Origin of the sequence: Pseudomonas sp. St316 (assembly GCF_018325905.1) — a bacterium.
Lineage (GTDB): Bacteria > Pseudomonadota > Gammaproteobacteria > Pseudomonadales > Pseudomonadaceae > Aquipseudomonas.
Genome location: NZ_AP021901.1, coordinates 4587416 through 4608712 on the forward strand (window position 1 = coordinate 4587416; position 21297 = coordinate 4608712).

A 21297-nucleotide genomic window follows, 5' to 3' on the forward strand; every position below is an offset into this window, starting at 1 on the left:
TCACACCCTCCTCAATCAATCAGTTGGGCAGCCCTAAGCACGCTGATCGCCGTCAGCCAGCGTGGATCCTGACGGTATTGGGTGGAGGCAAAGGCCCGGCCGCGCATGCGGGCGATCCGCGCCGACGGCTTGACCTTCAGGCGTTGGGCGGCACTCAGGGCGAGCTCCGCGGCAGCGCGATCGTTGCACACAAGGCCCATGTCGCAACCCGCCGTCAACGCCGCCTCGATACGACTGGCAGCATCACCGACCACATGAGCACCGGCCATCGACAGGTCATCGCTGAAGATCACACCCTCGAATTGCAACTCACCGCGCAGGATGTCCTGCAGCCAGCGGCGGGAAAATCCAGCGGGATTGGCGTCAACCTGCGGGTAGATGACATGGGCCGGCATGACCGCGGCCAGTTGCTTGCTCAGCCTGGCAAACGGTACCAGGTCGTTGGCGCGAATCTGCTCCAGGCTACGCTCATCGTTCGGAATCGCCACGTGGGAGTCAGCCTCGGCCCAGCCATGCCCCGGGAAATGCTTTCCAGTGGCGGCCATTCCGGCGGCGCTCATGCCGCGGATGAAGGCACCGGCCAACAACGCAGCGCGCTCGGGGTCGCCTTCGAAGGAACGACTGCCGACGACGGCGCTGCGCTGGTAATCGAGGTCCAGCACCGGGGCGAAACTCAAGTCGAGACCAACCGCCAACACTTCGGTGGCCATGATCCAGCCGCACTGTTCGGCCAGGTATTCGGCATTCGGGTTGTCGGCTATCGCCCGCATCGCCGGTAACCGCACAAAACCCTGGCGCAGGCGCTGGACGCGGCCGCCTTCCTGGTCCACCGCCAAAAGAAGGTCGGGACGGATGGCGCGAATCGACGCACTCAGCTCGCGCACCTGACGCGGATGCTCGATATTGCGGGCAAAGATGATCAGGCCGCCTACCTCGGGCTGGCGCAACAGGTGGCGATCTTCGGCCGTCAGCCAGGTACCGGCGACGTCCACCATCAACGAGCCTTGCAGGCCAGCAGTCATAGCAATTCCTTAATAACGATGAACCGGCAGGATGACACAGACACGGCCACGCCGCAGGGCCCAGGGCCCGACAGGTCGCGGTCATGCAATGAATGATAGAGCGGGTTCGAAACGAGAGTCGGCATGGGCGGCTAGCTTAGCGGATGTAGGCAGTCGCGCCCACCCGTGCACTTACGCCTTGGCCAGCGCCGGCGTCGATTTACTACGCGGACGCAATTGCGCGGCAGCCATGGCTTCATCGGTGACGCCACTTTCGGCACGCATGCCGGCTGCCAGGAACGGCACCATCAGGCGCATGACCTGTTCGATCGAGGTGTTCACGCCAAAATCGGTTTCAGCAATGGCGCGCAACGCCTTGATACCGGACATGCTGAACGCCGCGGCGCCGAGCATGAAGTGCACCCGCCAGAACAACTCGATGGGCGGAATCCGCGGTGCGGCCTCATTGACCAGCAGCATGTAGCGACGGAAAACCTTGCCGTACATGTCTTCCAGGTAGCGTCGCAGGTGGCCCTGGCTCTGACTGAATGCCAAGCCTAGCAAGCGCATGAAAATGGAAAGATCGTTACCACTGCGTGGCTGTACGGCAAGCGCTTGCTCGACCAGCATTTCCAGCAGTTCTTCAAGAGTCGGCTTGACGTCAGGCTTGGCCTGCCGGCGCTCCAGCTCGCGATCGAGACTGAGGCAGAAAGGCCCGAGGAACCGCGAGAATACCGCCTGGATCAGGGCCTTTTTCGAGCCGAAATGATAGTTCACCGCCGCCAGGTTCACCCCGGCCTTGCTGGTGATCAGACGCAACGAGGTTTCAGCGAAACCTTTTTCCGCGAACAACTGCTCGGCAGCATCGAGAATGCGTTCAACGGTTTCCGACTGGGCCATGGTTACTCCGCCTGACAAACACTTGTTTGAAACATACGTTTCAGCCCAGGGGTTGTCAAGCCTGCCGGGGCGTATTGCGAACGCCCGGTCACGTATTTAACCACACCTTTTCACGGGTGGTAGCCATGTCGAATCCAACAGCCCGACCGACCGTCCAGCGGCCGGTGAAAAAAGGAGGATTGCCAAGCGGCGTCCACTGTATATAATCCCAGTCACTGTATAAAAAGACAGAGCGATCAATATGCTAAAGCTGACGCCACGCCAAGCAGAGATTCTGGCCTTCATCAAACGCTGCCTCGAAGACAACGGCTACCCGCCAACCCGCGCGGAAATCGCCCAGGAACTGGGTTTCAAGTCGCCCAACGCGGCTGAAGAACACCTCAAGGCGCTGGCGCGCAAGGGAGCTATCGAAATGACCCCGGGCGCATCCCGAGGCATTCGCATCCCCGGCTTCGAAGCCAAGGCCGACGAAACCACGCTGCCGATCATCGGCCGGGTAGCGGCAGGCGCACCGATCCTGGCCCAGCAGCATGTCGAGGAGTCCTGCAACATCAATCCTTCGTTCTTCCATCCTCGCGCCGACTACCTGCTTCGCGTACACGGCATGAGCATGAAGGACATTGGCATCTTCGACGGTGACCTCCTGGCCGTCCACACTACTCGCGAAGCCCGCAATGGCCAGATCGTGGTGGCGCGAATCGGCGACGAAGTGACCGTCAAGCGCTTCAAGCGAGACGGCAGCAAGGTCTGGCTCATCGCCGAGAACCCGGAGTTCGCGCCCATCGAAGTGAACCTGAAAGATCAGGACCTGGTCATCGAAGGCTTGAGCGTCGGCGTCATTCGCCGCTAAAGGAGGCTTTATGCAGTTCCCTCACACACCACAACACACACAACTTCCGCTGTTCGAGGCATTCATGGCCCAACCGCTGGCTCCAGTCCTGAAAGAGGTCATCGAGTCGCCCTGGGGCGTCGAGCCCGAGGCTTTCAGCGAACTGTCGTTACGTGGTGCAGCCGGAAACTGCCTGAACCTGCTGGCGCCGATTCTGCGAGAACTCAGCCAGGACCAGGATGCTCGCTGGCTGACGCTGATCGCACCACCGGCCAGCGTCACCCAGGCTTGGCTGCGGGATGCCGGCCTGAACCGCGAACGCATCCTCTTGTTGCAGCCGCGGGGCACCCAAAGCGCTCAACAGTTGACCTGCGAGGCCTTGCGCCTGGGCCGTAGCCACACCGTGGTCAGTTGGCTCAATCCGCTGACCGCGACCGCACGGCAACAGTTGATCAGCGCCGCCCGTACCGGGGACGCACAAAGTCTGAATATTCGATTGGGCTAAGACAAGCGCGGGGCTTCTCCAAGGCAGAGAAGCCGGCCCGTCACATTATCCAAAAAAGCCGATACACGGGATCAATGAAGAACCCGTGGCCCCTCTTCTTCCTTGTTGAATTCGCCTTCAACCAGGCGACCTGCCATCTGAACGCCCACGCTCAGCATCGCCTTGGCGACTTCGACGTGTTGGCCCTGGAGGAATACCTTGGCATCTTCGGAGAAGTTCAGGGTAACCAGAGACCCCTCGTCCTCAGCCCTGCGCAGCTCGATGCGGCCATCAGGAAGTTCGACAATTTCTAGAAAGGACGTAGGCATAAAAGTCTGTTCTCCACGAAAGGCGAGGATTATATAGTCATCGGCCAGGCTCCGCTCGGGATCTTGACCAAGCGTCATCAACGAACGTAACAGGCCGAGGGAAAACTCAGCACTCGTTCAAACCATCACGAAAACGTATCGCCAGGCTCTTGAGGTTTTGACGCCAGCTCTCCAACTCCTCCCGGCTCAACTCCTGCTCGGGTTCTTGTTCATCCAGATTGACCGCCACGATCAAAGGCTGGGTCACGTCCCCCTTGGGCTTGCGTGGGGCCCGCGGCGGCTCGAACAGCGCCGCATGGGCCGCCAATAGTTTCGCCAGCCAGGTTTGCGGGTTATGCGCCAGCTCGACCATTTCGGCCAATTCCGGGATAGCAATGGTTTCCAGCACTTCGCGGGTCAACAACAACTCGGCCCGCGGCGCATTCGCTTGCGGCAGGCGATAGTAACCGGCTATTTCATGGCACAACCCCAACAATGCACCGTACAGGTGAAACAGCGCGGATTCGCGCCCGGCCTGGAGCAACGCCGGGGAATTCATCGCACGCCCGTCTTCGGCCCTGGTGAGCGCTTCGAGCGACAGACCGGCGAAATAGATTTTCTGATTGGTGCGGGTATAGAGTTCGTGGGCCATGGCGGCATCTCCCCAACGAAATGAAAACGTCACGCAAGTGCGACAGTGTCGTGGATCAACCGAGGCCACTGCAAGCCAAAAACAAAAGGCCGCATGAAAACCTATGGGTTGTCATGCGGCCTTTTGTTCAGTCGGGCCCTGTTGGGACGGCTGCTTCCGAAACGTCGGACCGGTCCCGCGGGAGCAAGCTCCCTCGCCACAGGGAGCCTCCCTTGGCCTCTTAAACAGGCGCCATCAATCAGCGCTTGTCTTCAACCGTCCACTTACCGCCGTCGTAGTACGCCTTCCAACCGGTCGGCTTGCCGTCGACTTCGGTCTGCACGTACTGCTCCTTGGTCTTGCGGCTGTAGCGAATGACCGCCGGGCGCCCTTCCGGATCCTTCTGCGGCGCTTCGCAGAGGAAATGGTACTTCGGATCGATTTCGTCCTTGTGCGGCACGATCTCCATCACCAACGGTGCACGGGTCTCGCGGTTTTTCGGGAACTGGCTGGCCGCCAGGAACAGGCCGGAAGCGCCATCGCGCAGGATGTAGGTGTCGTTGACCTTCTCGCACTTGAGCTCAGGCATCTTCACCGGGTCCATCTTCGGCGGTGCCGCGTCACCGCTCTTGAGCAGTTTGCGGGTGTTCTTGCAGGTCGGGTTGGTGCAACCGAAGAACTTGCCGAAACGACCGGTCTTGAGCTGCATCTCACTGCCGCACTTGTCGCACTCCAGGCTTGGACCTTCGTAGCCCTTGATGCGATAAGTGCCCTCTTCGATCTCGTAGCCGGCACAGTCCGGATTGTTACCGCAGATGTGCAGCTTGCGCTTTTCATCCAGCAGGTAGGCGTCCATCGCCGTACTGCAGATCGGGCAGCGATGCTTGCCGCGCAGCACCAGGGATTCCGATTCACCCTCGTCGTCCGCGGCAATTTCGTCGCCCGGCACCAGGTTGACCGTCGCCTTGCAGCGCTCCTTGGGTGGCAGGCTGTAACCCGAGCAACCAAGGAACACGCCAGTCGAGGCGGTACGGATTTGCATCGGGCGACCGCAGGTCAGGCACGGGATATCGGTCATGACCGGCTGGTTGGCGCGCATGCCGCTGTCAGGGCTTTCGGCCACTTCAAGCTTTTTCTTGAAGTCGCCGTAGAACTCGTCGAGAACGCTTTTCCAGTCGCGCTCGCCCTGGGCCACATCGTCGAGGTTCTCTTCCATACCGGCAGTGAAGCCGTAGTCCATCAGGTTCGAGAAGCTTTCGGACAAACGCTCGGTAACGATGTCACCCATCTTTTCCGAATAGAAACGACGGTTGTGCAGCGCCACATAGCCGCGGTCCTGGATGGTGGAGATGATCGCTGCGTAGGTCGAAGGACGACCGATGCCGCGCTTTTCCATTTCCTTGACCAGGCTGGCTTCGGAGTAACGGGCCGGTGGCTTGGTGAAGTGCTGGGTAGGATCAAGCTTGATCAGCTTCATCACGTCGCCCTGGGCCATGTCCGGCAGCACATCGTCATCCCCTGGCTTGGCGATTTGCGGCATGACGCGGGTGTAGCCGTCGAACTTCAGGATGCGGCCCTTGGCGCGCAGCTCGAAGTCGCCGGCACCGACGCTGACCGTGGTCGACAGGTATTGCGCCGGCAGCATCTGGCAGGCCAGGAACTGGCGCCAGATCAGCTCGTAGAGACGCTCAGCATCGCGCTCCATGCCCGACAGCTTGCTTGGCTCGGTATTGGCGTCGGATGGACGAATCGCTTCGTGAGCCTCCTGCGCGCCTTCCTTGCTGCTGTAGACGTTCGGCGTGTCCGGCAGGTACTTCTTGCCGAACTCGCCTTCTATATAAGTACGCGCCATCGCCACGGCATCGGCCGAAAGGTTGGTCGAGTCGGTACGCATGTAGGTGATGTAGCCGGCTTCGTAGAGACGCTGGGCCATCATCATGGTTTTCTTCACGCCAAAGCCCAGGCGATTACTCGCGGCCTGCTGCAACGTGGAGGTGATGAACGGCGCCGACGGCTTGCTGCTGGTCGGCTTGTCTTCGCGCTTGACGATGCTGTAGCTGGAAGCCTTGAGTTTCTCCAGCGCAGCCATGGCCTGGGCTTCGTTGAGCGGCTTGAAGGCCTCGCCCTTCTCGCGGGCCACGTCGAAGCGCACGGTGGCGCCCTTGGCAGTGCCGAGGTCGGCGTGGACTTCCCAGTACTCTTCAGGGATGAACGCACGGATCTCCCGCTCGCGCTCCACCACCAGCTTCACGGCGACCGACTGCACACGACCGGCCGACAGTCCGCGGGCGATCTTGGCCCACAGCAGCGGCGAGACCATATAGCCCACCACGCGGTCGAGGAAGCGACGCGCCTGTTGGGCGTTGACCCGATCGATGTCCAGCTCGCCCGGCTGGGAGAAGGCTTCCTGGATGGCCTTCTTGGTAATTTCGTTGAACACCACGCGCTTGTAGCGGCTGTCATCCCCACCAATGGCTTCGCGCAGGTGCCAGGCAATGGCTTCCCCTTCGCGGTCCAAGTCCGTCGCGAGATAGATGGTGTCGGCATCCTTGGCGAGCCGGCGCAGCTCTTCAATGACTTTTTCCTTGCCCGGGAGGATCTCGTACTTGGCTTTCCAGCCGTGTTCCGGATCGACCCCCATGCGCGAGACCAGCTGCTTGCGCGCCTTGTCTTTGGGCGACAGCGCCGGCGCTTCACCGGCAGCAGCCTTGCCGCGCTTGGCGGCTGGCTCCTTGCTGGCGCTAGCCGAACCGCTGGTGGGCAGGTCTCGGATATGGCCGATACTCGACTTCACCACGTACTGGTTGCCCAGATACTTGTTGATGGTCTTGGCCTTAGCCGGGGATTCCACAATGACCAGCGATTTGCCCATGGATCAGAAAATTCCTGAATTCTAAAAAGTGAAAGGCGGTTGGCGCCTGACGCGGCACCGCTATATATAGTGGCTGCAAGGTGAGGTCAAGCGCAGGGTTGCCCGAATACCGGCCTCAAGGCTTGGAAAAAATGCTCTCCTCGGCCTGCACCAAAGCAAAGCGTGGCACCTGTTCGCCGTCAACCTCGACGGACTCCTGGAACATGCTCAAGGGACGCACCCAAAAGCCGTAATCGCCATACAGGGCTTGATAGAAGACCACTTCTTCCTCGGTCTCGGAATGCCGCGCAATGCTGAATACGCGGTACTGCGGACCTTTGTAATGCTGGTAGAGCCCAGGTTGTATCGGCATGCTTTGGCCCTCGCTGAAATCTTTTAAAAATAAAAACAAAATCTTTTTTTACCAAGCCCGAAAAAACAAAAACCGGGGCACTTGGCCCCGGCTTCCATCGACGCAACGCTTAGACGCGTTCGAAGACAGTGGCGATGCCTTGGCCGAGGCCAATGCACATGGTGGACACACCAAAGGTGCCGCCATTCTGCTTCATGACGTTGAGCAGCGTGCCGGAGATACGCGCACCGGAGCAACCGAACGGGTGACCCAGGGCGATCGCGCCGCCGTGCAGGTTAACCTTCTCGTTCATCTTGTCGAGCACTTTCAAATCTTTCAGCACCGGCAGGGCCTGTGCGGCGAAAGCTTCGTTGAGCTCGAAGAAGTCGATATCGGCAATGCCCAGGCCCGCACGCTTCAAGGCTTTCTGCGTAGCCGGTACTGGACCATAGCCCATGATCGCCGGGTCCACACCCGCCACGGCCATCGAACGAATCACCGCCATCGGCTGGATACCCAGGTCCTGGGCACGCTGGGCCGACATCACGATCATGCACGAGGCACCGTCGGTGATCTGCGACGAGGTACCGGCTGTCACGGTGCCGCCCTTCGGATTGAATGCCGGCTTGAGGGCCGCCAGGCTTTCCAGGGTGGTTTCCGGACGAATGGTTTCGTCGTAGTCGAACAGCTTCAGGAAGCCGTTCTCGTCATAGCCCTGCATCGGGATGATCTCATCCTTGAACTTGCCTTCCACGGTCGCCTTGTGGGCGAGCTGGTGGGAGCGCACGCCAAAGGCGTCCTGCTGTTCGCGGGTGATGCCGTGCATTTTGCCAAGCATTTCTGCGGTCAGGCCCATCATGCCCGAGGCTTTCGCCGCGTACAGCGACATGTGCGGGTTCGGATCGACGCCGTGCATCATGCTCACGTGGCCCATGTGCTCGACACCACCGACGACGAACACGTCACCGTTGCCGGTCATGATCGCCTGGGCGGCGGTGTGCAGTGCGCTCATGGACGAACCGCACAGGCGGCTGACGGTCTGGCCCGCCGCCGTGTGAGGGATCTGGGTCATCAGCGAGGCCATGCGGGCGATGTTCCAGCCCTGCTCCAGGGTCTGGTTCACACAGCCCCAGATCACGTCTTCGACTTCGTTGGGGTCGACCTTGACGTTGCGTTCCAGCAGCTTGCTGATCAGGTGCGCCGACATGTCCTCGGCGCGGGTGTTGCGGTGCATGCCGCCCTTGGAGCGGCCCATCGGCGTACGACCGAAGTCGACAATCACGACGTCTCTAGGATTCAAGCTCATAAATGTTCTCTCGCTCTAGTCGTTGGGCGCTTAACCGAAGAAGCGCTGGCCGTTCTTGGCCATTTCACGCAGCTTCGCGGTCGGGTGGTACAGCGCGCCCAAATCAGCGTACTGGTCAGCCAGGGCAACGAACTCGGCCACACCGATCGAGTCGATGTAGCGCAGCGCACCGCCACGGAATGGAGGGAAACCGATACCGTAGACCAGGCCCATGTCGGCTTCGGCGGCGGTTTCGACAATGCCGTCTTCCAGGCAACGCACGGTTTCGAGGCACAGCGGGATCATCATCCAGTTGATGATGTCCTCGTCGGTGACTTCGCGCTGCTCGTAGACGATCGGCTTGAGCACTTCCAGCACCGACGAATCGGCGACTTTCTTCTGCTTGCCGCGCTTGTCGGTCTCATAGGCGTAGAAGCCCTTGCCGTTCTTCTGGCCCAGGCGCTTGGCTTCGTAGAGCACGTCAACGGCCGAACGACGGTCGTCCTTCATGCGGTCCGGGAAGCCTTCAGCCATGACGTCGCGACCGTGGTGGCCGGTGTCGATGCCGACCACGTCCATCAGGTACGCCGGGCCCATCGGCCAGCCGAATTTTTCCATGATCTTGTCGATGCGAACGAAGTCCACGCCGGCGCTGACCAGCTTGGCGAAACCGCCAAAGTACGGGAACAGCACGCGATTGACCAGGAAGCCCGGGCAGTCGTTGACGACGATCGGGTTCTTGCCCATTTTCTTGGCGTAGGCCACGGTGGTGGCAACGGCATGTTCACTGGACTTCTCGCCACGGATCACTTCCACCAGCGGCATCATGTGCACCGGGTTGAAGAAGTGCATGCCGACGAAGTTTTCCGGACGCTTGAGGGCCTTGGCCAGCAGCGAAATGGAGATGGTCGAGGTGTTCGAGGCCAGGATGGTGTCCTCTTTGACCTTGTCTTCGACTTCAGCCAGTACCGCCTGCTTGACCTTCGGGTTCTCGACAACGGCTTCGACCACCAGATCGACATGGCCGAAATCGCCGTAGGACAGGGTCGGACGAATGCCGTTGAGCACTTCGGCCATCTTCGCAGCGGTCATGCGACCTTTGTCGACTCGGCCGACCAGCAGCTTGGCGGCTTCGGCCAGGCCTTGCTCGAGACCGTGTTCGTTGATGTCCTTCATCAGGATCGGCGTGCCTTTGGACGCCGACTGGTAGGCGATACCGCCCCCCATGATGCCGGCGCCGAGCACGGCGGCCTGCTTCACGTCACGGGCGATTTCGTCGTATGCCTTGGCCTTTTTCTTCAGTTCCTGGTCATTGAGAAACAGACCGATAAGGCTTTGCGCCGCCGAGGTCTTGGCCAGCTTGACGAAGCCGGCAGCCTCGACTTCCAGAGCCTTGTCGCGACCGAAGCTCGCGGCTTTCTGAATGGTCTTGATCGCTTCGACCGGCGCCGGGTAGTTCGGGCCTGCCTGGCCGGCGACGAAACCCTTGGCGGTTTCGAAGGCCATCATTTGTTCGATGGCGTTGAGCTTGAGCTTTTCCAGCTTCGGCTGGCGCTTGGCCTTGTAGTCGAACTCGCCGCTGATGGCGCGCTTGATCGTTTCAAGGGCCGCTTCCTGGAGCTTGCCAGGTTCGACCACGGCATCCACGGCACCGACCTTCAGCGCGTCTTCAGCACGGTTTTCCTTGCCGGCGGCAATCCACTCGATGGCGTTGTCGGCACCGATCAGGCGGGGCAGGCGCACGGTGCCGCCGAAGCCTGGGTAGATGCCCAGCTTGACTTCCGGCAGGCCAATCTTGGCCGTGGTGGACATGACGCGGTAATCCGCCGCCAGGCACATTTCCAGGCCGCCACCCAGGGCGATGCCGTTGATGGCCACGACGGTCGGTACGTTGAGGTCTTCGAAGTCGCTGAAAATACGGTTGGCTTCGAGGTTGCCAGCGATCAGTTCGGCATCGGGCAGCTTGAAGTTGTCGACGAATTCGGTGATGTCGGCGCCGACGATGAACACGTCCTTGCCGCTGCTGACGATCACACCCTTGATCGAAGCATCTGCCTTGATAGTGTCCACGGCCTGACGCAATTCATTCAGGGTTAGACGGTTGAACTTGTTGACGGACTCACCCTTGAGGTCGAATTTCAATTCGACGATGCCACTTTCAAGAGCCTTAACCGTGATGGCTTTACCTTCGTAAATCATCAACTGATCTCCACGATATGGAAGCTGAACAGTACACGTTGAACGCTGACCGCAGGTGTGGCATTGACGTTACCGTCGATGCTACGCCAATCCGCCAGGCACACCCGTCAACGCGATAGTCGGGGTCTGTAGGAGCATTCTGAAAATACAAACGCTCAATTCATACGCCCGTTTGATTTGGGTACGTCACCTTCACGGAATTTCCGACAATTGTCAATCGCCCTAAACACAGGCGTGAACGCGACTTCACGGTCATTTCCGTACCGTACGGATCCGCAACACGGCGCCGCATGAGCAGCTATTCATAGGATCAATAATTAGAAAAATCGCCCTAATTCCAGACAGACCGGATCCAGCCGTCTACGCTGTCGGGACGCGATTGAAGATTGGAAGCAAAGGACGATACGAACGCACGCCCTGGCATGGGATTGATTACCGGCCTGCCTGGCCAACCCGCCCGATGAGACTGTCGGGCTTTTTTATGCCTCAGGCCAACGCCTTGAGCACATCGGTAATGGCCAGTAATACACTGGCCTCGCCTTTTTCGCCCCAGTACAAGGCGATCATTTGCTGATCGGCCTCGACCTTGTAGACATTAGCCGGCAATTTTTCGAAATGATTGAGCAGGGACTCATCCTGGCAGACTTCCCGCCACTGATTGACCCAGACGCCCGGCGCCGTTTGCCAGTAGCTCCAACAGGCCGGCTGGCGGCCCCGCCGAGGCCGATGGTACTGGGCGCAGGGGTTTGGCGGCTGCTGGCCGAGCCAGTGCGGCCACTCCTGCGGCGCCAGCTGCATGGCCAAGCCCAGTCGTCGCGCCTCCATGCGCAGGGCCATGCGACCGCTCTGAACACGGGACGGCCGCAACCATGCCAGCGGACTTAACACCACCAACAGGATTGACACCACTATCCAGACCGTCATATTCGTACTCCCGAATTCTGATGAGTGCATTGACCCAGGTTGCCGTCAATGCGCTTGAAACCAGCCATACTTACCGTATCGCAATTCTCTGGAGTGCCTTCCATGTACTACGAACACGTTCTGGTCGCCGTCGACCTCACTGAAGAATGCGATCCGGTCGTCAAACGCGCCCTCGCCCTTTGCGAAAGCCGGGACACCAAGCTGTCGCTGGTGCATATCGTCGAACCGATGGCCATGGCCTTCGGCGGCGACGTGCCCATGGACCTTTCCCAGTTGCAGCAGCAGCAATTCGACCAGGCCAAGGAACGCCTTGATCGACTGATCGTGAAATACCCTGCCCTGAAGAAGGAGTTCAGCCACCTGACCTACGGCCAGCCGCGCCAGGAAATCCATCACCTGGCCAAGGAACAGGGTTGCGACCTGATTGTGGTCGGCAGCCATGGTCGCCACGGCTTGGCACTGTTGCTGGGCTCGACCGCCAACGACGTGCTGCATGGCGCGCCTTGCGATGTGCTGGCAGTGCACCTGGTCAAGCGCACCTAAAACCTGGACTGTGGGAGCGAGCTTGCTCGCGATAGCGGTGTGACAGTCAGCATCAATGCTGCTGATCTACCGCTATCGCGAGCAAGCTCGCTTCCACAGGGGATGGTATTTCAAATAAAAATCCCGGCGTTCATTGCTGAACTCCGGGATTTTTTTCAACAGCGGATCAAGCGTCCAGCTCAGCCCAGCGCTCGACCAGGGCATCCAGCTCGGCCTGCAACTGCTCCAGGCGCGCAATGACCTTCGCGGTTTCAGCCGCAGGTCGCTGGTAGAAGCCGGCGTCAGCCATCTCGGCCTCCACGGCGGCGATCTGCTGCTCCTTCGCATCGATCTCCCCCGGCAGGGCTTCCAGCTCGCGCTGCAGCTTGTAGCTGAGCTTTTTCTTCGCCGGAGCCGCAGCCGCTGCGGCAACTGGCGCGGCCTCGGCCTTGACCACCGCCGAATTCAGGTCGGCCTTGCCGGACTTGCTCTCGGTCACGCCCAGAAGACGCGGCGAGCCGCCCTGGCGCAGCCAGTCCTGATAACCACCGACGTATTCGCGAACCAGGCCTTCGCCTTCGAACACCAGGGTGCTGGTGACCACGTTGTCGAGGAATGCCCGGTCGTGGCTGACCATCAGCACCGTGCCGTTGAAGGTCAGCAACACCTCTTCCAGCAATTCCAGGGTTTCCACGTCCAGGTCGTTGGTCGGTTCGTCGAGCACCAACAGGTTCGCCGGCTTGCTGAACAACTTGGCCAGCAACAGACGGGCACGCTCGCCACCCGACAGCGCCTTGACCGGCGTGCGGGCACGCTGGGGACTGAACAGGAAATCGCCGAGGTAGCTCAGCACATGGCGGCTCTGGCCATCGATGTCGATGAAATCGCGACCTTCGGCGACGTTGTCGATCACGGTCTTTTCCAGGTCCAACTGATGGCGCAACTGGTCAAAGTAGGCGACGTCGATCTTCGTGCCCTCCTCCACCTTGCCATTGGTCGGCACCAGGCCGCCGAGCATCAGCTTGAGCAAGGTGGTCTTGCCGGTGCCGTTGGCACCCAACAGACCGATGCGATCGCCACGTTGCAGGACCATGGAGAAGTCCTTGATCAGGAACGGGCCGCCCGGATGCGCGAAACTCACGTTCTCAAGGACCATCACCTGTTTGCCGGACTTGTCGGCGGTATCCAACTGAATGTTGGCCTTGCCGGTACGCTCGCGACGTTCACTGCGCTCCATGCGCAAGGCCTTGAGCGCCCGCACACGGCCTTCGTTGCGGGTGCGACGCGCCTTGATGCCCTGGCGAATCCAGACTTCTTCCTGGGCCAGTTTCTTATCGAACAATGCGTTAGCGGTTTCTTCCGCTGCCAGCGCCGCTTCCTTGTGCACCAGGAAGCTGGCGTAGTCGCCATTCCAGTCGATCAGGCCGCCACGGTCCAGTTCAAGGATGCGGGTCGCCAGGTTTTGCAGGAAGGAACGGTCGTGGGTGATGAACAGCACCGCCCCCTGGAAGTCCTTCAAGGCTTCTTCAAGCCAGGCGATGGCGCCGATGTCCAGGTGGTTGGTCGGTTCGTCGAGCAGCAGCAGGTCCGGCTCGGAGACCAGGGCCTGGGCCAGCAGGACGCGGCGACGCCAACCACCGGACAACTCGGCCAGGGTCTTGTCGGCCGGCAATTGCAGGCGGCTCAGGGTGCTATCGACCAGTTGCTGCAGACGCCAGCCGTCACGGGCTTCAAGGTCGTGCTGCACGTGCATCAACTTGTCCAGGTCGGCATCGGTGACGATGTTCTGGCTCAGGTGGTGATACTCGGCCAACAGCGCGCCGACACCGTCCAGGCCTTCGGCGACCACGTCGAATACGGTCCGCTCGTCGGCCACCGGCAGTTCCTGGGGCAACTCGCCGATTTTCAGGCCGGGCGCGCGCCAGACCGAGCCGTCATCGGGCTTTTGATCGCCCTTGACCAGCTTCATCATGCTGGACTTGCCAGTGCCGTTGCGGCCGATGATGCACACCCGCTCACCACGGGCGATCTGCCAGGACACCTTGTCCAACAACGGCATAGCGCCGAAAGCAAGGGACACATCGCTGAATTTGAGCAGGGTCATGAGCTTCTCCAAAAACCGGGCGCGCATTCTACCTGAGATGAGGCCTCAGGGGTCCGCCAATTTCGCCACCGAAGCACTCTGCATAACAAATGTTGCGAACTTGCACCGACGGCCCTGCAAAGCTTTCGCCCGCTGCTGGCAAAAGGCTAAGCTACAGACAGTTTCCCTGGGTTACCCCTTGGGCTTGTCATGTTTTTTATGCCCGGACGTCTCATGCGCAGTCGCCTTTTCAGTGTTTTATCGTGTCTTTTTGTATGTGCCACTGCCGTTCAATCCGCGCAGGCGGTGGATATCTCCACTCAACGCCAATATTACGACGAGGCCAAGCGCGCCTTGGCCAAGGGTGATTCCGGCCCTTACTTTCGCTACAGCCAGGCCCTGCGTGATTATCCGCTGGAGCCCTACCTGGCCTACGACGAATTGACCGCTCGCCTCAAGAGCGCCAGCAACGCCGAAATCGAGAAGTTCCTCGCCGAACACGGTGACTTGCCACAGGCCAACTGGATGAAGTTGCGCTGGCTGCGTTGGCTGACCGAGCGCGGCGACTGGGAGACCTTCGTCAAGTATTACGACCCCAAGCTCAACTTCACCGAACTGGACTGCCTTAACGCCCAGTACCAGCTCAGCCATGGCTTGAAGGCCGAAGGCTATGCCAATACCGAAAAGCTGTGGCTCTCCGGCAAAACCCAGCCCCAGGCGTGCGATACATTGTTCGGCCTATGGGCCTCCCAGGGCCAGTTGACCGAACAGAAACGCTGGGAACGCACAAAACTGGCGGCCCAGGCCCGCAACTACCCGCTGGCCAACAGCCTGGTCAGCGGCCTGACCACCCTCGCCCCCCGCGGCAAGTTGCTGGTGGACGTGGCGCAAAAGCCCGAGTTGCTCAACCAGCCCTCGCGCTTCACCCCGGCCGATGAACCGATGTCCGATATCGTCAGCCTCGGCCTGCGTCGCCTGGCCCGCCAGGATCCGGAAAAAGCCATGGCGCTGTTGGATGACTACGCCAGCACCATGCATTTTTCCCGCGATGAAAAAGTCGCGATTGCCCGGGAAATCGGCCTGACCCTGGCCAAGCGCTTCGACAGCCGGGCCTTGGATGTGATGACGAAATACGACCCGGAACTGCGCGATGACACCGTTTCGGAATGGCGCTTGCGCCTGCTGCTGCGCCTGGCCCGCTGGGACGATGCCTACCAGCTGACCCGTCGCCTGCCCGAGTCGCTGTCCAGCACCAATCGCTGGCGATACTGGCAAGCCCGTACGCTGGAACTGGCGCAACCGCAGAACCCCGAGGCGCTGGTGCTCTACAAGCACTTGGCCCGTGAACGGGATTTCTATGGTTTCCTGGCTGCCGACCGTTCCCAGTCGCCGTACTCGCTCATCAACAAGCCGCTGGTGATGAGCCAGGCGCTGATCAACAAAGTGCGCAACACCCCCGGCGTGCGTCGGGCGCTGGAATTTCATGCCCGCGGGGACATCGTCGACGGACGCCGCGAGTGGTATCACGTCAGCCGCCATTTCAACCGGGACGAAATGGTCGCCCAGGCCAAACTGGCTTATGACCTCAAGTGGTATTTCCCGGCCATTCGCACCATCAGCCAGGCCAAGTATTGGGACGACCTGGACATCCGCTTCCCGATGGCCCACCGCGATACCCTGGTGCGCGAAGCCAAGATCCGCGGCCTGCATCCAAGCTGGGCATTCGCCATTACCCGCCAGGAAAGTGCCTTCATGGACGATGCCCGCTCCGGCGTCGGTGCCGCCGGCCTGATGCAACTGATGCCGGGCACCGCCAAGGAAACCGCACGCAAGTTCAGCATTCCCCTGGCGTCACCACAGCAAGTGCTGAACCCGGACAAGAACATCCAGTTGGGCGCGGCCTACCTGAGCCAGGTTCACAGCCAGTTCAACGGCAACCGCGTCCTGGCCTCGGCGGCCTACAACGCCGGCCCCGGTCGCGTGCGCCAGTGGCTGCGCGGCGCCGACCACTTGAGCTTCGACGTCTGGGTCGAAAGCATTCCTTTCGACGAAACCCGCCAATACGTGCAGAACGTGTTGTCGTACTCGGTGATCTACGGCCAGAAACTCAACTCGCCGCAACCGCTGGTGGATTGGCATGAGCGGTATTTCGATGATCAGTGAGTAAAAGATGCTTATGTGGGAGCACGTTAGCGCCACATTGTTTTGTGTACGGACAAGCCTCAGCGAGGCTGCACCAGTGCTTGTTTACCTTGCGAGGTGAGACGATACCGCTGCACCGGGCTATTGGGCGATTGGGGGTTGGTCATTTCGATCAATCCGGCCACCAATGCCGGCTTGAGGTAATTAGCCCGGAACGTCGCTCTATGAGCCGATCCCAACTGAACCATCAGTTCATTGACCTTTAACGAATGGCCATCACGTAGCGCCTGAAGCAGTCTTGCTACTTGGTCGGTTACTTGGTCGGTAGCCGGCTCGTTACGGATCGCCTCGCCAAGTGCGATGCTCAGCGACTGCAACATGAACTCGACAAAAGGTGTCGCCTCAGCCAACCGGTCGGCCGCTGATAATGCAGCGTAATAGGCATCCTGCTGATCACGTATGACGGCCTCGACTGGCAGATAGGCCAGTACAGGTCGCCATCGACTGAGGATCAAGGTTTGCCACAGACGCCCCATTCGCCCATTGCCGCCCGCAAAGGGATGGATAAATTCAAATTCGTAATGAAAAACACAGCTGATGATCAAAGGGTGCCAATCACACGTTCCGGCCCACTCCAACAAATCGTCAATCAAATCCGTCACCCGACTGGGCGGCGGCGCCATATGTACCAGCTGATCACAGCGATAAATGCCCACGCCGGCACGGCGTAACTGCCCGGCATCGTCAATCAGGCCGTGCATCAATAGTTCATGCCCCTCAAGCAGGTCGATACGGCTATCAGGCTGCCAGCCAGGCATGGCTTCGTAGGCGGCAAAGGCATTGCGCACCTCCTGGATTTCACGGGGCAACCCTAGTACTCGTTGCCCAGCAAGAACCGCAGTTACCTGTTCGACACTCAAGGTATTGTTTTCGATTGCCAGGGAAGCATGAATCGTGCGAATCCGATTTCCTCGGCGCAGTTGCGGGGTCTGCTGATTATCACTTACAGCCGAAAGCTGGCCGATCTGCTCGCTGATGTCAGCGATCAATCCCAGCATTCGGGTTGTCAGGGTTAACGGTGGCGAATAACGACTCATTCCCTCATTTCTACCAGAGGCTGGCCGACATAATGCCCCAACGTGCTGGCGCCAACACTCATCGAACATCCTGGCCATGCTGATTGAACTGCAACGCCGCCAACCGCGCGTACAACGCATTGCTGGCAACCAGTTCCTGATGCGTACCCACGGCCACCACCTTACCCTGATCCATCACCGCGATCCGGTCAGCGTTTTTCACCGTGGCCAGGCGGTGAGCGATGACCAGGGTCGTGCGGTTTTTCATCAGGTTGGGCAGGGCCTGCTGGATCAGGTGTTCGCTTTGCGCATCGAGGGCACTGGTGGCTTCGTCCAGCAGCAGGATCGGCGCGTCCACCAGCAACGCCCGGGCGATGGCCAGGCGTTGGCGTTGGCCGCCGGACAGGCCCAGGCCACCGTCGCCCAGGTGGGTCTGGTAGCCGTCGGGCATTTTTTCGATGAAGTCGTGGGCGTGGGCAATCTGCGCAGCCTCACGCACCTGCTCGGACGTTGCGCCAGGGTTGCCATAGCGGATGTTCTCTTCGACCGTGCCGAAAAACAGTGCCGGGTTTTGTGAAACCAGGGCGAAGTGACGGCGCAGGTCCAGCGGATCGAGTCGAGTCAACGGCACATCGTCGATCAGGATCTGCCCTTGCACCGGATCGTAGAAGCGCAGCAGCAGGTCGTAGACCGTCGACTTGCCCGCACCGGAAGGCCCGACCAGGGCCAGGGTCTCGCCGGCCTTGATGCTCAGGTCGAGGCCGTCGACTGCGTAACTGTCCGGTCGGGACGGATAGGAAAACCGCACGCCTTCGAGACGCAAATCGCCCCGGACCCGCTCCGGCAAGGTGACAAGGCCAGAAGCCGGCGGCTGGATGATATTCTGCGAACGCAGTAGCTCGGCAATGCGCTCTGCCGCACCCGCCGCCCGTTGCAACTCGCCGATCACTTCGCTCAACGTGCCGAAGGCACTGCCGACGATCAGGCTGTAGAACACGAACGCTGCCAGCTCACCGCCGGAAATCCGCCCGGCGATCACATCCATGCCGCCGACCCAGAGCATCACCCCCACCGCGCCCAATACCAGCACGATGACCAGGGTGATCAGCCAGGCCCGCTGGGCGATGCGCTTGCGAGCAGTGTCGAAAGCCTGCTCTACCGTCACGGAGAATCGTTGTTCGTCCTGGACCTGGTGGTTGTAGGCCTGCACGGTCTTGATCTGGCCAAGGGTTTCGGAGACGTAGCTGCCGACGTCGGCAATACGGTCCTGGCTCTGGCGCGACAAACTGCGCACCCGGCGACCAAAGACCAGGATCGGTGCCAAGACCAGCGGCAGGGCAATCACCACGATGCTGGTCAACTTGGGATTGGTGATGAACAGCAGCACGATGCCGCCCACCACCATCAAGGCGTTGCGCAAAAACAACGACAGCGACGAGCCGATCACCGATTGCAGCAAGGTCGTATCGGCCGTGAGCCGCGACTGGATTTCCGAACTGCGGTTGTTTTCGTAGAAACCCGGGTGCAAGTACACCAGATGGTTGAAGACCTGCCGCCGGATATCGGCCACCACCCGCTCGCCGATCCAGGACACCAGGTAGAAACGTGAAAACGTACCAATCGCCAGCCCCACCACCAGCACCATGAACAGGCCGATGGATTGATTGAGCAGGTGCGGCGAGCGAGTCATGAAGCCCTGGTCCACCAGCAACCGGATGCCTTGCCCCATGGACAAGGTAATACCGGCGGTGACAATCAGGGCCAGCAAAGCGCCGGCGACCTGTTTGCGGTAAGGGGCGATGAAGCCGCTGGCCAGGCGTATGGCACGGCGATGTCGGGAAGAAAGCATCAAGGGCATCCGTTAATGCAGCAGGGAAAAGACCGGCCAGCGCCGCCAAAGCGTAGCGGAACCAAATTGAATCAGAATGAGTCAGGTTAAATATGACCACAACGACTAGGGGCTAGATGTTATCGGTCTAAAGTCTGGCTGGAAACGCAACTGTGTTTCTGATTGAGTGGAGGTGTCGCCATGAACCTACAAGGAGTGTCATGGCTCGGTCACCTGGCGACATTAAAGTAGGCACACAACCTGATGAGGAGACAGGCAATGTCCTTGCAACACAGCAGCGACGACAAGATTCAAGTAATCCGCACGCAACCGGACCAGTCCCTGGGCTGCTCGTTCATCGATGCCCAAGGGCGCGAAGTACCGATCACCGAAGACATGATCCAGAAAGCCTGCAGCGAGCTGGAAAAACGACTGGTCAAGCCTGCCGAACAAAAGTGATACAGCCCGTCTCGATTGAACCCGACCTTGATGTCGGGTTTTTTATGCCTGCAAGAGCAAGGCTGCCGCTGATCCCCTCGCCACAGCACAAAGGCGGCGGCTAGATTGCGGTGGCGCCCAGCGCGGTCACGAGCTGTTGCAAAGCCGCCGACTGTCCTTCGATACGAACTTTCAGGCTGTCGATTTCCCGCCGTGGCGGATAATGCTTGCGCAAGGCGTCGAACGCGCTGCGTTGCTCGCCGATCGTGCCCACCAGGCTGCGGCGAAAGCTCGCATCGTCGCCACGCGGGTCGTACACGCTTCGGCACAACGCCGCCAAGGCCCAGGCCGGGTCGGTTTCGGCATCCAGGGTGATGCCACCCAGCCAGGGCCGAGGCAACAGGTCGCTGAGGCTGACTTCAACCGGCTGTTCCAGGAAAGCGCACAAGGCCTGGTAGATCTGGGCAGTGCCACGTTGGCGGCCATCGAGACTGTAACCGGCTATATGCGGGGTGGCGATCACGCACAAATCGGCCAGGTCCACATCCACGGTGGGCTCCTGCTCCCAGACATCCAGCACCGCTTGCAGGTCTTCGCGCTCCAGCAACACTTCGCGTAGCGCGGTGTTGTCGATCACCGGGCCGCGGGCCGCGTTGATCAGCCAGGTCCCGGGCTTGAGTTGGTTCAGCCGTGCTTCGTCGAACAGGTGCCACGTCGGTTGCTCACCGTCGCGGGTCAACGGTGTGTGCAGGCTGATCACATCGCACTGCTCGATGATCTGCTCCAGGCTCACATAGTCGCCCCCCTCCGCGGCCTGACGTGGCGGATCGCAGACCTTCACGGCCCAGCCAAGCCCCTTGAGCACCTCGATCAACCGCCCACCCACCTGGCCCGCACCGACCACGCCGAAGGTCCGCTGCTCAAGCTGCGCGCCTTCGATTTCTGCCAGGGTCATCAGGCTGCCCAGCACATAGTCCACCACGCCACGGGCATTGCAGCCCGGCGCGCTGGCCCAGCGGATACCCGCCTCGGCAAGATAGTCCAGGTCCAGGTGATCGGTGCCGATGGTGCACGTGCCGACGAAGCGCACCTTGCTGCCCTCCAGCAGGGCCCGATTGACCTGGCTGACCGAACGCACCAGCAGCACATCGGCTTGCTCGACCATCGTCCGGTCGATCCCCCGGCCCGGTACTCGGCGGATTTCGCCGAATCCTTGGAAAAATGCATCAAGCAGGGGGATGTTTTCGTCGGCGACGATCAGCATGGCAGAGCTCCTTTGGCGGGGATGGGCAGTGTAGGTGTTCCGAGGGTTCTGCGCATTAATAGGAGCGAATGACGTTGTGGCGAGGGGATTTATGTGGGAGCAAAGCTTGCTCGCGATGCAGGCACCTCGGTTCCTAGGGAGACCGCATCATCTTCATCGCGGGCAAGCCTTGCTCCCACA

Annotated in this window: 18 protein-coding genes; 5 read left to right on the forward strand and 13 right to left on the reverse strand. The window is 60.4% G+C overall.

All coding sequences use genetic code 11. From position 1 onward, the window contains the following. Positions 1–11: 11 nt before the first annotated feature. Entirely contained in the window at positions 12–1010 is a 999-nt protein-coding gene (gene nagZ / locus KI237_RS20445; RefSeq protein WP_212800667.1) for a beta-N-acetylhexosaminidase, read from the reverse strand. Between the two features lie 183 nt (positions 1011–1193). Further along, entirely contained in the window at positions 1194–1901 is a 708-nt protein-coding gene (locus KI237_RS20450; protein WP_212796801.1) for a TetR/AcrR family transcriptional regulator, read from the reverse strand. 241 nt (positions 1902–2142) lie between these two features. Between KI237_RS20450 and lexA the strand changes: the two genes are divergently transcribed. Together lexA and sulA are read left to right on the forward strand one after the other, a co-directional pair. Continuing rightward, positions 2143–2751 carry a transcriptional repressor LexA gene (gene lexA / locus KI237_RS20455; protein WP_003199651.1) on the forward strand — a complete coding sequence of 203 codons (609 nt, stop codon included), beginning with the start codon at positions 2143–2145 and terminating at the stop codon, positions 2749–2751. A 10-nt stretch (positions 2752–2761) separates the two neighbouring features. Continuing rightward, a complete protein-coding gene (gene sulA / locus KI237_RS20460) occupies positions 2762–3235 on the forward strand; it encodes an SOS-induced cell division inhibitor SulA (protein ID WP_014339358.1) in 474 nt (157 codons plus the stop codon). Between the two features lie 71 nt (positions 3236–3306). Here sulA and KI237_RS20465 read toward each other — a convergent pair whose 3' ends face one another. The 7 genes from KI237_RS20465 to KI237_RS20495 all read right to left on the reverse strand — a co-directional run bounded on the left by KI237_RS20465 (position 3307) and on the right by KI237_RS20495 (position 11764). Continuing rightward, the gene (locus KI237_RS20465; RefSeq protein ID WP_212796802.1) at positions 3307–3543 is read right to left on the reverse strand and encodes a hypothetical protein; all 237 of its coding nucleotides are present in this window, start codon (positions 3541–3543) and stop codon (positions 3307–3309) included. Between the two features lie 106 nt (positions 3544–3649). After that, complete coding sequence (locus KI237_RS20470; protein ID WP_212796803.1) at positions 3650–4174, reverse strand: DUF6586 family protein; 525 nt, start codon at positions 4172–4174, stop codon at positions 3650–3652. Between the two features lie 238 nt (positions 4175–4412). Then, positions 4413–7025 carry a type I DNA topoisomerase gene (gene topA, locus KI237_RS20475; RefSeq protein ID WP_212796804.1) on the reverse strand — a complete coding sequence of 871 codons (2613 nt, stop codon included), beginning with the start codon at positions 7023–7025 and terminating at the stop codon, positions 4413–4415. 115 nt (positions 7026–7140) lie between these two features. Beyond that, the gene (locus tag KI237_RS20480; protein WP_025212748.1) at positions 7141–7377 is read right to left on the reverse strand and encodes a DUF1653 domain-containing protein; all 237 of its coding nucleotides are present in this window, start codon (positions 7375–7377) and stop codon (positions 7141–7143) included. 109 nt (positions 7378–7486) lie between these two features. After that, the gene (fadA, locus tag KI237_RS20485) at positions 7487–8662 is read right to left on the reverse strand and encodes an acetyl-CoA C-acyltransferase FadA (RefSeq protein WP_024618393.1); all 1176 of its coding nucleotides are present in this window, start codon (positions 8660–8662) and stop codon (positions 7487–7489) included. Positions 8663–8692: 30 nt separating this feature from the next. Further along, positions 8693–10840, reverse strand: coding sequence for a fatty acid oxidation complex subunit alpha FadB (gene fadB, locus KI237_RS20490; RefSeq protein ID WP_212796805.1), 2148 nt, complete (start codon positions 10838–10840; stop codon positions 8693–8695). A gap of 486 nt (positions 10841–11326) precedes the next feature. Further along, positions 11327–11764 carry a hypothetical protein gene (locus tag KI237_RS20495; RefSeq protein WP_212796806.1) on the reverse strand — a complete coding sequence of 146 codons (438 nt, stop codon included), beginning with the start codon at positions 11762–11764 and terminating at the stop codon, positions 11327–11329. A gap of 102 nt (positions 11765–11866) precedes the next feature. On the opposite strand from KI237_RS20495, the gene KI237_RS20500 reads away from it, so the two are divergent. After that, the gene (locus KI237_RS20500) at positions 11867–12307 is read left to right on the forward strand and encodes a universal stress protein (RefSeq protein WP_003199636.1); all 441 of its coding nucleotides are present in this window, start codon (positions 11867–11869) and stop codon (positions 12305–12307) included. A 166-nt stretch (positions 12308–12473) separates the two neighbouring features. Here the strand turns inward: KI237_RS20500 and KI237_RS20505 are convergent, their stop codons facing one another. Then, positions 12474–14390: an ATP-binding cassette domain-containing protein gene (locus tag KI237_RS20505; RefSeq protein WP_212796807.1), complete on the reverse strand. Its 1917-nt coding sequence runs from the start codon at positions 14388–14390 to the stop codon at positions 12474–12476. 213 nt (positions 14391–14603) lie between these two features. On the opposite strand from KI237_RS20505, the gene KI237_RS20510 reads away from it, so the two are divergent. Continuing rightward, positions 14604–16532: a transglycosylase SLT domain-containing protein gene (locus tag KI237_RS20510; protein ID WP_212796808.1), complete on the forward strand. Its 1929-nt coding sequence runs from the start codon at positions 14604–14606 to the stop codon at positions 16530–16532. Between the two features lie 59 nt (positions 16533–16591). On the opposite strand, the gene KI237_RS20515 is transcribed toward KI237_RS20510, so the two are convergent. Both KI237_RS20515 and KI237_RS20520 read right to left on the reverse strand, forming a co-directional pair. After that, positions 16592–17608 (reverse strand): Fic family protein, encoded by a 1017-nt coding sequence (locus KI237_RS20515; protein WP_212796809.1) that lies wholly within the window; start codon positions 17606–17608, stop codon positions 16592–16594. A gap of 58 nt (positions 17609–17666) precedes the next feature. Then, a complete protein-coding gene (locus KI237_RS20520; protein WP_212796810.1) occupies positions 17667–19445 on the reverse strand; it encodes an ABC transporter transmembrane domain-containing protein in 1779 nt (592 codons plus the stop codon). A gap of 249 nt (positions 19446–19694) precedes the next feature. On the opposite strand from KI237_RS20520, the gene KI237_RS20525 reads away from it, so the two are divergent. Continuing rightward, positions 19695–19874, forward strand: a complete 180-nt coding sequence (locus tag KI237_RS20525; protein WP_003199629.1) for a PA1571 family protein — start codon at positions 19695–19697, stop codon at positions 19872–19874. A 100-nt stretch (positions 19875–19974) separates the two neighbouring features. On the opposite strand, the gene pdxB is transcribed toward KI237_RS20525, so the two are convergent. Then, positions 19975–21117 carry a 4-phosphoerythronate dehydrogenase PdxB gene (gene pdxB / locus KI237_RS20530; protein ID WP_212796811.1) on the reverse strand — a complete coding sequence of 381 codons (1143 nt, stop codon included), beginning with the start codon at positions 21115–21117 and terminating at the stop codon, positions 19975–19977. Positions 21118–21297 lie beyond the last annotated feature (180 nt).

Coding starts and splice junctions, on each gene's coding strand:
- KI237_RS20450 (WP_212796801.1), bottom strand. CDS start 1,901: ATGGCCCAGTCGGAAACCGTTGAACGCATTCTCGATGCTGCCGAGCAG.
- KI237_RS20470 (WP_212796803.1), bottom strand. CDS start 4,174: ATGGCCCACGAACTCTATACCCGCACCAATCAGAAAATCTATTTCGCC.
- KI237_RS20525 (WP_003199629.1), top strand. CDS start 19,695: ATGTCCTTGCAACACAGCAGCGACGACAAGATTCAAGTAATCCGCACG.
- KI237_RS20510 (WP_212796808.1), top strand. CDS start 14,604: ATGCGCAGTCGCCTTTTCAGTGTTTTATCGTGTCTTTTTGTATGTGCC.
- sulA (WP_014339358.1), top strand. CDS start 2,762: ATGCAGTTCCCTCACACACCACAACACACACAACTTCCGCTGTTCGAG.
- KI237_RS20500 (WP_003199636.1), top strand. CDS start 11,867: ATGTACTACGAACACGTTCTGGTCGCCGTCGACCTCACTGAAGAATGC.
- KI237_RS20515 (WP_212796809.1), bottom strand. CDS start 17,608: ATGAGTCGTTATTCGCCACCGTTAACCCTGACAACCCGAATGCTGGGA.
- KI237_RS20520 (WP_212796810.1), bottom strand. CDS start 19,445: ATGCCCTTGATGCTTTCTTCCCGACATCGCCGTGCCATACGCCTGGCC.
- topA (WP_212796804.1), bottom strand. CDS start 7,025: ATGGGCAAATCGCTGGTCATTGTGGAATCCCCGGCTAAGGCCAAGACC.
- KI237_RS20495 (WP_212796806.1), bottom strand. CDS start 11,764: ATGACGGTCTGGATAGTGGTGTCAATCCTGTTGGTGGTGTTAAGTCCG.
- KI237_RS20465 (WP_212796802.1), bottom strand. CDS start 3,543: ATGCCTACGTCCTTTCTAGAAATTGTCGAACTTCCTGATGGCCGCATC.
- pdxB (WP_212796811.1), bottom strand. CDS start 21,117: ATGCTGATCGTCGCCGACGAAAACATCCCCCTGCTTGATGCATTTTTC.
- lexA (WP_003199651.1), top strand. CDS start 2,143: ATGCTAAAGCTGACGCCACGCCAAGCAGAGATTCTGGCCTTCATCAAA.
- KI237_RS20505 (WP_212796807.1), bottom strand. CDS start 14,390: ATGACCCTGCTCAAATTCAGCGATGTGTCCCTTGCTTTCGGCGCTATG.
- fadA (WP_024618393.1), bottom strand. CDS start 8,662: ATGAGCTTGAATCCTAGAGACGTCGTGATTGTCGACTTCGGTCGTACG.
- KI237_RS20480 (WP_025212748.1), bottom strand. CDS start 7,377: ATGCCGATACAACCTGGGCTCTACCAGCATTACAAAGGTCCGCAGTAC.
- fadB (WP_212796805.1), bottom strand. CDS start 10,840: ATGATTTACGAAGGTAAAGCCATCACGGTTAAGGCTCTTGAAAGTGGC.